Here is a 263-nt window from a genome sequence, read left to right on the forward strand (position 1 = left end):
TCGTAGCAATGCCCAACGTGTACACGCGCACCGGCGATGCCGGCTCGACCGGCCTGTTCGGCGGCTCGCGCGTGCCCAAGCAGGACCCGGAGGTGGAGGCGTACGGCACGGTCGACGAGGCCAACGCCGCCATCGGGGAGGCGAAGGCCGCAGCGACCGACAGTTCGGTCCGGGAAACCCTCCACGGGATTCAGCAGCGGCTGTTCGTGCTCGCGGCCGAACTGGCCAGCGACGCGAAGGGCGCGCCGTCCTCGACAACACGA

The 263-nt window shown here is 70.3% G+C and carries 1 protein-coding gene; it reads left to right on the plus strand.

Annotated elements, in window-relative coordinates:
* Window positions 1–263, plus strand: a 263-nt coding sequence (locus BN358_RS10840; RefSeq protein WP_019229145.1) for an ATP:cob(I)alamin adenosyltransferase, incomplete at both ends; no start/stop codon positions are given.

This window comes from Sedimentibacter sp. B4 (assembly GCF_000309315.1).
Lineage (GTDB): Bacteria > Bacillota > Clostridia > Tissierellales > Sedimentibacteraceae > Sedimentibacter > Sedimentibacter saalensis.